Genomic DNA, 6,625 nt, shown 5'->3' with positions numbered 1-6,625 from the left:
CGCTTCAAACGAAGCACTAGAGTTATCTGAATGAGGATAAGATTAATGACTAAGGAATTGTGTTTCCATTAATTCCGCTTCAAACGAAGCACTAGAGTATACTCTATATTTGGAGACGCAAATTTTATGAGATTGACTCCTTCAAAAATAATGTTCTTTAATTGTTCTGCTTTTCCTAAGATGATTCCCAAAAGTTATGAATATATTGAAGGAAATCTTACGTTACCTAGTGAGTCATCTTTTTTTGATGTTAGAATATTTACTAGACTGTATCAAAAATTTATAGCAATACCAACAGAGTTTATCTATACTTTTGGGACTTTAGAAATAAGAGCTTTAAACCTCGCTTTTCGCTAAAATTTTTCTGATAGTGCATTTCTTAATAACTATAGATACAATAGATACAATTATCAATATCCTCAGCTAATATCCTAGTATATTAGGTTTACTCAAATAAAAACTATCCTTATATCATAAAATATTGGGAAAGTCAACTGAATAAATGTCCAACTACTAAAAAAATAAATGAACTCAGCTTCAAAACACTTTTCTTTTATTCAAAATATTTTATATAGTGGAGCGATCGCCACAACAGCAGCTTTGTCTTTATTGGCCCCTAGCTTGAGTAAGCCTGCTGAGGCAAATTTAGAAAATAGTCCCAAAGTAGTTTTGGACGAAGCATGGCAAATTGTTAACCGCGAGTATGTTGATGGTAGCTTTAATCATACAGATTGGCAAGCTACCAGGAAAAGTTTATTAGAGAAAAACTATACCTCCAATCAACAAGCTTACGAGGCATTACGCGAAGCTCTAGAAAAACTAAATGACCCTTATACTCGTTTCCTAGACCCAGAACAGTTTAAAGCTCTAACTAATCAAACAGCAGGGGAAATGTCTGGAGTAGGAATGCAACTAAAGCAGGAAGAACTTACTAAGGCGATCGCTGTGGTCGATGTTGTGGAAAACTCTCCAGCGATGAAGGGAGGTTTATTACCAGGAGACCAAATTAAAGAAATTGACGGTAAATCTACTTCTGGTTTAAGTGTATCAGCAGCAGCTAAACTGATTCGAGGTGATGTGGGTACAAAGGTAGTGTTGCGAATCATTCGCTCTGGAGATCAAGAGTTTGATGTGACTTTGACTAGGGCAAGAATTGAATTACAAGCAGTTCGTTACGACCTCAAGCGAGAAGGAAACCAGCGTATTGGGTATATCCGTTTACAGGAATTTAGCGCCCATGCTGGAGAACAGATGGAAAGGGCGATAGAAGACCTGGATAATCAAAATCCTGATGGTTATGTTTTAGATTTGCGGGGGAACCCAGGGGGGTTATTGCGTATTAGTATAGATATTGCTCGGATGTGGATGGATAAAGGTGCCATTGTGAGCACAGTTAACCGAGATGGAGATAGACAAGAACTGCGGGCAAACCGTTCAGCTTTGACTGATAAACCGACAGTGGTGTTGGTAGATGGTGACTCTGCGAGTGCTAGTGAAATTCTTGCAGGAGCCCTCAAAGATAACGGTCGTGCTGTAATTATGGGAGACCAGACTTTTGGGAAAGCTTTGGTACAGTCGGTGCATTCTTTATCAGATGGTTCTGGTTTGGCAGTAACTATTGCTCACTACTATACTCCTAAAGGAACTGATATTAGTAAAAAAGGTGTTACTCCAGATGTGGTTCTAAATTTGACAGATTCTCAAAAACGACGCTTATATCGGAAACCAGAAGCGATCGCTACTATATCAGACCCCTATTATGCCCAAGCTGTTAATCTTTTGAAAAATAAAGTATTGTTACGCCCTTTAGTATTAAGGGAAGAAGAAAATTAAAGTGAAGAGAGTTGATTTGATTTTAGGTTGCTCAGGGAGATCGCTAATTATAGTGGAATTGATCTCCACGCAACTGTCCTCTTAAGTGAACTAATTCTGGTAAAATTAGCTTTTCCATCCCTAGTTTGACTGCGTTGCTAGAACCTGGAAGTGAAAATACTAATTTACCTTGATAACTACCAGCAATAGCACGAGAAGCGATCGCCCTGGAACCAATTTCTTGATAACTCAGCCACCGAAATAGTTCCCCAAAACCGGGTAAAGTTTTTTCTAATAAATTTTCAATAGCATCATAAGTAGTATCTCTGGGAGCTATTCCTGTACCACCATTCAAGATTACAGCATCTATAACTTCTATCTGACATAGATATTGTAGTTGTTTAACAACTTCCAATTTTTCATCTTTGATAATTATATATGCTGTTACGGAATGACCAGCATTTCTCAACATTTCCTGAAGTAATTGACCACTTTTATCTGTTTCTTTTGTGCGGGTATCACTAACCGTAATCACAGCACAACTGAGAGTAATATCTGGAGGAGCAGGATGAGGAATTTGTTTATCCATGTAGTCTGTTCAACAATTAATAATTAATAAGCTAAGAATCATTTAGGTTGTATATTCCCTTTTGTCGGTTGCCTCTTGCCTCTTGCTTTTGACAAAAATTGGATATATGGTTTAAATACCAAACAGCTTAATTACCTCTTCTGTAATAGAAGTATTGGCTAAAAGGAATTTTTTTTCTTCTCTTGGTCGATTGGATATGGCGCACTTCGGAGCGGCTCTGCACTCTTCGGGAAACCTCGCCATCCCTCGACCGCTTTTTCTCCATAAATGGAGAGGCTTTATACCTTAATTTTTTGGTAAAGAGTTAATCTGGTCAAATAAAGATTGTAAAAGATCCTGTAATAGTTTGGAGAACTTAACGTTGAGTTATCTGTTTTCTGTTTTAGGGAAATCTAGGGAAGTAGCTAGACATCCCCAGGCTCAAAATTTACTGGCCTGGGGAACCCATTAAGCCTTGTTAAATTCTAAACCATGCTCTTTAGCATAACGCTCCATAAAGCGCATAAAACGATCCCATTCTGTGAGAGACTTCATAACATGAAATCCCTCAAGGAATTTAGGCTGGCCATTGACAAATCTAGCCTTAACTTCGCGACTGGTAATTTGGCCTTCTTCATCAATCATATACATCCCTGTAATTTCTTGAGTAACATCTTGGCCTAAAGCCTTGGGATTCTCAAAAATCAATGTAGCTGTTCCCTGATTACCACTACGGGAACGAGTTAAACGCACTTCTGGTATAGCCTCTTCATCAACACCTTGAATAAATTGAATTGCAGTCATTAGTATTTTTTTTATCCTTAATAAATCGTTAAGATATTATTATAAACAGAAAAATGGTCTCCTAGAACCCTGGGTCTAGGAGAAGATCTGCTTTTCATTTAGCAAAGCAAAATTGTAATAGGCCAAAAGTATATCAATTGTCAAATAAACGTTCTACATCATCTGCAGAGGAGCCACCACGACTAGAGTTAACTCTTAAAGATGCTCCATCTTTAGATAAATCATAAGTCAAAGGTTTAGTTTCAGAAATAAGGGCTTTACCTTCTTCTGCTAGAGATGTAGCTGGAAACTTGACCATCAAATCTTTGAGAGCTTCAATACGCTTAGGTACAGCAGGATGAGTAGTGTCAAATTCAGCACTTGGTGTTTGCCCCAAAACTTTCATTGCTCTTAAACAACCTTCTGGTTCAAAACCTGCCTTTGCTGAATATAAATATCCCACTTCGTCAGCTTCAAATTCTCTTTTACGGCCTTCTTCAGCTAAGGTTTGTTCCAACTCTTCTGTTTTCTGGGCGACAATTTCATTTATTTTTTCTTGAGATGCTTTCAAACGTTGGCGACTAGCATTGCCCAAAACTGCACCACCAACTCTGCCTGCTCTTCCGCCAAATACTCTTGCTGCACTACCTCCAATAGACATACCAGTTGCCTCTGTCTGAGCATCCTGCTTTTCTGCCAAAACTTCTTGTTCAGTTTCTTGTTGAATTTGTTCGATTAAAGCAACTTTTTCTACAGGAGCTAAGGCTATATGCTTTTCAGTATGATGACCCATTTCGTGGGCAACTACACAAGCTATTGCTGAAGCATCCCCAGCAAGTTGGTCTAGGAGACCGTTGTAGATAGCAATCAGGTTAACGTCAGTGGCAAAAGCGTTAATATTGTATTTTGGAACAATTACAATCCGCCATGGTTTTTCATCAAGTTTATTGGCCCTGGCAATGCGCTCCAGGATTCGATATAGTGCATAAAGGTCTTCAGGTAGTTCTTCTTTGGCCTGTTGGTATATACTTTTTGGTTGTTCTGTTGGGGTAGAATTTTCCGATGATGTGGGGTTGGCTTTAACTGATAGTTGATTGGTAGGTGGGAGAAGTGTGATTGCTGCTAATGTACCTAGTATAGTTTTGATTTTCAACATGATATTTCAACCGAAAGTTAAACTAATTTTTTTCTCCTTCAAGAAAGTTGGTATCTGGAGAAATATTGGTTAAGAGAATTAATTATTGATATTGACTACTCCCCGGAGGTCAGTTACGGGGATTATTAAGTTGATACTACGCAACAGGATAAATTATTGTTGCTTCGTTTCTTCTTATACCATTTCTCCAAGAAGTTGCACTTAATATAAATATGAGAATAGTCAGTCTAATAAGGTCTAAGCAACAATTATTAAGTGCATTGTTACAGAGAAATGGTATTAGCTGACCAAAGACACACTCTCTGGGGACAAGTCAAAGTGCCCCTAAACAGTTGGCTTAAGTTTAACCCTGGCTTTCTGCTTACTTTTCGGATAATATTTGCAGCTCCATTATAGTCTGCATTCACAAAGCAACTATTACCACTTTTATATAAACCACGCTGTCGTACAGGCAGTCGCTCATGGGGGAAACCCCCTTTGGCGGCGCTGCATCGCTTTATTCTTTTTCCTGAGGGTTTCCAATCATCGGGTATTTCACCATGATTAGGCAGATCCTCACCATCTAAAAATGAAGCAATACTTGTATAATTTTCTTCTGTTTCTATAAATATTATTCCATATTCTTGACACAACTGAGCTATTCTTTCTTTAAGTCTGGCTGTAGGAATTGGTACAAATTCTGAATTATTTTTCTTTCCTAATTCTATTTCATTTTTCTGACCTTTATTCCAACCAAAAACAATCGTACCGATCCGATTTTCTCAGCAATGATTAATTACTATCCTGGCTGCCTTATTTATACCATCGCGGATTTGGCGGTTACGTTTTTCTGTAATGGCAGTCAATCGATTTGACCAAAAACCTTGAGCCTGATTTTCTTTAAGAGTTGATACCTGTTTGTTGTACCAACGATTCATTGATTTAATCTTTTTCCCCTCCACAATCAAGCTCGTACCCACATTCGATACACAGGTCAACCAATTATTTATACCATAGTCAATTCCTCAGACATTTTATTGATTTAATTGAGGTTTAACTACTACTTCTTTTTCATAGACACGCTTCCCAATAAAAACATTTGTTTATCGGTAATATTCTCAGTTTTTTAACAGCATAAAATTCAAGATTATTAGGAATGGGAATCAAGAAGCTATCTAAACCAAACCAGCGCTTACAGGTATTGCACAGTGGTACTCTGATTTGATTACCTTTGAGTTTTAATGCTTGAGAAGGATAACTAACTGTAGCTAATCCGGCTTTTTTTCTATACTATAGGTATTCTGGGTCTGTCTAGGATTTTACCTTCAGTATAGGCTTTAATTAGACCATAATCTGTCTAGGATTTTACCTTCAGTATAGGCTTTAATTAGACCATAATAAAAGCGAAATGATTCAGCTACAGTTCTCAATATTTGTTTTGCTGCTTGAGAATCTAGAAATTTATAGTGATATTTGTGTTTGTAGACTTTTTCATCCGTCAAACTTGCCAATAGTTTTGTGAGACTTAAAAAATAATTGCTGACCATAATATATTCCCATGTTAGTTAGCTTGTGAGACTGTTCACATAAGAATATTAAAATGGCAATTAATTCGGGATTTTGAGAAACTCAAACTTGTTGACAAGCATACATTTTTCCACCTTGAAAGTTAAATTTATTGTACTATATAAAAGAATGACTAAAGTCGTATGGCCTTAACACCTAGCTCTTTTTCATCCCCGCTCTGAAAGATACGGGCATTCAACGGAAGCTTTTCGGTAAGCTTGAGATTGGTCTGGAAAAATCCACAATAGTAAAAATTGACTTAATTATATTATAACTGGTTGTTTTTGTCAAATAAAAATAGTAGATGGTGAAGATAGAAAGGGGAATATTATATGAGGTACGTTAATGTTTGCTACCAATAATTGATAACAAGATGGGGAGATTCATAAATTAGATATCTGGCAAATAGTTGGATAAAAAAAATTGGTAGTGGTAAAGAAAGAAGTAATAATAAGTAGTAGGGAATAGGGAACACAGAATGGTTTTGCTCTCCTTTATCCTTACTATTTTAGGACTACCCAAAAATTATAGTATATAGCAAAGAAATAGTTGGTTAAGACATAGACTGATGATCAATAACAGACGATAAAATGTTTTTCCCAATATTGCCTGTTGCTTACCGAATCACCAATAATTAATAATTATTTATTAAATAATTCAGCTTACTTTGCCTCCCCTTTCAAGAGGAAAAAGCGGTCGTTTGCGTTAGTGTTAGCGCAGCTCCTCCGCAGGAGGCAGCTCCTCTTTCAGAGGAGCTGCCA

General features: G+C 37.1%; 7 protein-coding genes. 1 reads left to right on the top strand and 6 read right to left on the bottom strand.

Translation table 11 applies throughout. From position 1 onward, the window contains the following. Positions 1-525 precede the first annotated feature (525 nt). On the top strand, positions 526-1,833 hold the full coding sequence (gene ctpB, locus F6K22_RS26680) for a carboxyl-terminal processing protease CtpB (protein ID WP_293105039.1): 1,308 nt from the start codon (positions 526-528) through the stop codon (positions 1,831-1,833). A gap of 43 nt (positions 1,834-1,876) precedes the next feature. On the opposite strand, the gene F6K22_RS26675 is transcribed toward ctpB, so the two are convergent. The 6 genes from F6K22_RS26675 to F6K22_RS26650 form a co-directional block, all read right to left on the bottom strand. Further along, positions 1,877-2,401 (bottom strand): MogA/MoaB family molybdenum cofactor biosynthesis protein, encoded by a 525-nt coding sequence (locus F6K22_RS26675; protein ID WP_293105036.1) that lies wholly within the window; start codon positions 2,399-2,401, stop codon positions 1,877-1,879. A gap of 447 nt (positions 2,402-2,848) precedes the next feature. Continuing rightward, complete coding sequence (gene psb28, locus F6K22_RS26670) at positions 2,849-3,184, bottom strand: photosystem II reaction center protein Psb28 (protein ID WP_293105033.1); 336 nt, start codon at positions 3,182-3,184, stop codon at positions 2,849-2,851. Between the two features lie 133 nt (positions 3,185-3,317). Beyond that, positions 3,318-4,319 (bottom strand): M48 family metallopeptidase, encoded by a 1,002-nt coding sequence (locus F6K22_RS26665; protein WP_293105030.1) that lies wholly within the window; start codon positions 4,317-4,319, stop codon positions 3,318-3,320. Positions 4,320-4,582: 263 nt separating this feature from the next. Further along, positions 4,583-4,951: a hypothetical protein gene (locus tag F6K22_RS26660; protein WP_293105027.1), complete on the bottom strand. Its 369-nt coding sequence runs from the start codon at positions 4,949-4,951 to the stop codon at positions 4,583-4,585. Between the two features lie 129 nt (positions 4,952-5,080). Next, complete coding sequence (locus F6K22_RS26655) at positions 5,081-5,320, bottom strand: transposase (protein WP_483244163.1); 240 nt, start codon at positions 5,318-5,320, stop codon at positions 5,081-5,083. A 315-nt stretch (positions 5,321-5,635) separates the two neighbouring features. Continuing rightward, positions 5,636-5,845, bottom strand: a complete 210-nt coding sequence (locus tag F6K22_RS26650) for a hypothetical protein (protein ID WP_293105024.1) — start codon at positions 5,843-5,845, stop codon at positions 5,636-5,638. Positions 5,846-6,625: the final 780 nt, after the last annotated feature.

The sequence above is a fragment of the Okeania sp. SIO2F4 genome (assembly GCF_010672385.1).
Classification (GTDB): Bacteria; Cyanobacteriota; Cyanobacteriia; order Cyanobacteriales; family Microcoleaceae; genus Trichodesmium.
This window is presented reverse-complemented; position numbering and strand designations above follow the sequence as displayed.

What these genes read in the sequence shown, in the direction of transcription:
- psb28 (WP_293105033.1), bottom strand. Translation starts at nt 3,184, where the DNA reads ATGACTGCAATTCAATTTATTCAAGGTGTTGATGAAGAGGCTATACCA.
- F6K22_RS26650 (WP_293105024.1), bottom strand. Translation starts at nt 5,845, where the DNA reads ATGGTCAGCAATTATTTTTTAAGTCTCACAAAACTATTGGCAAGTTTG.
- F6K22_RS26665 (WP_293105030.1), bottom strand. Translation starts at nt 4,319, where the DNA reads ATGTTGAAAATCAAAACTATACTAGGTACATTAGCAGCAATCACACTT.
- F6K22_RS26675 (WP_293105036.1), bottom strand. Translation starts at nt 2,401, where the DNA reads ATGGATAAACAAATTCCTCATCCTGCTCCTCCAGATATTACTCTCAGT.
- ctpB (WP_293105039.1), top strand. Translation starts at nt 526, where the DNA reads ATGAACTCAGCTTCAAAACACTTTTCTTTTATTCAAAATATTTTATAT.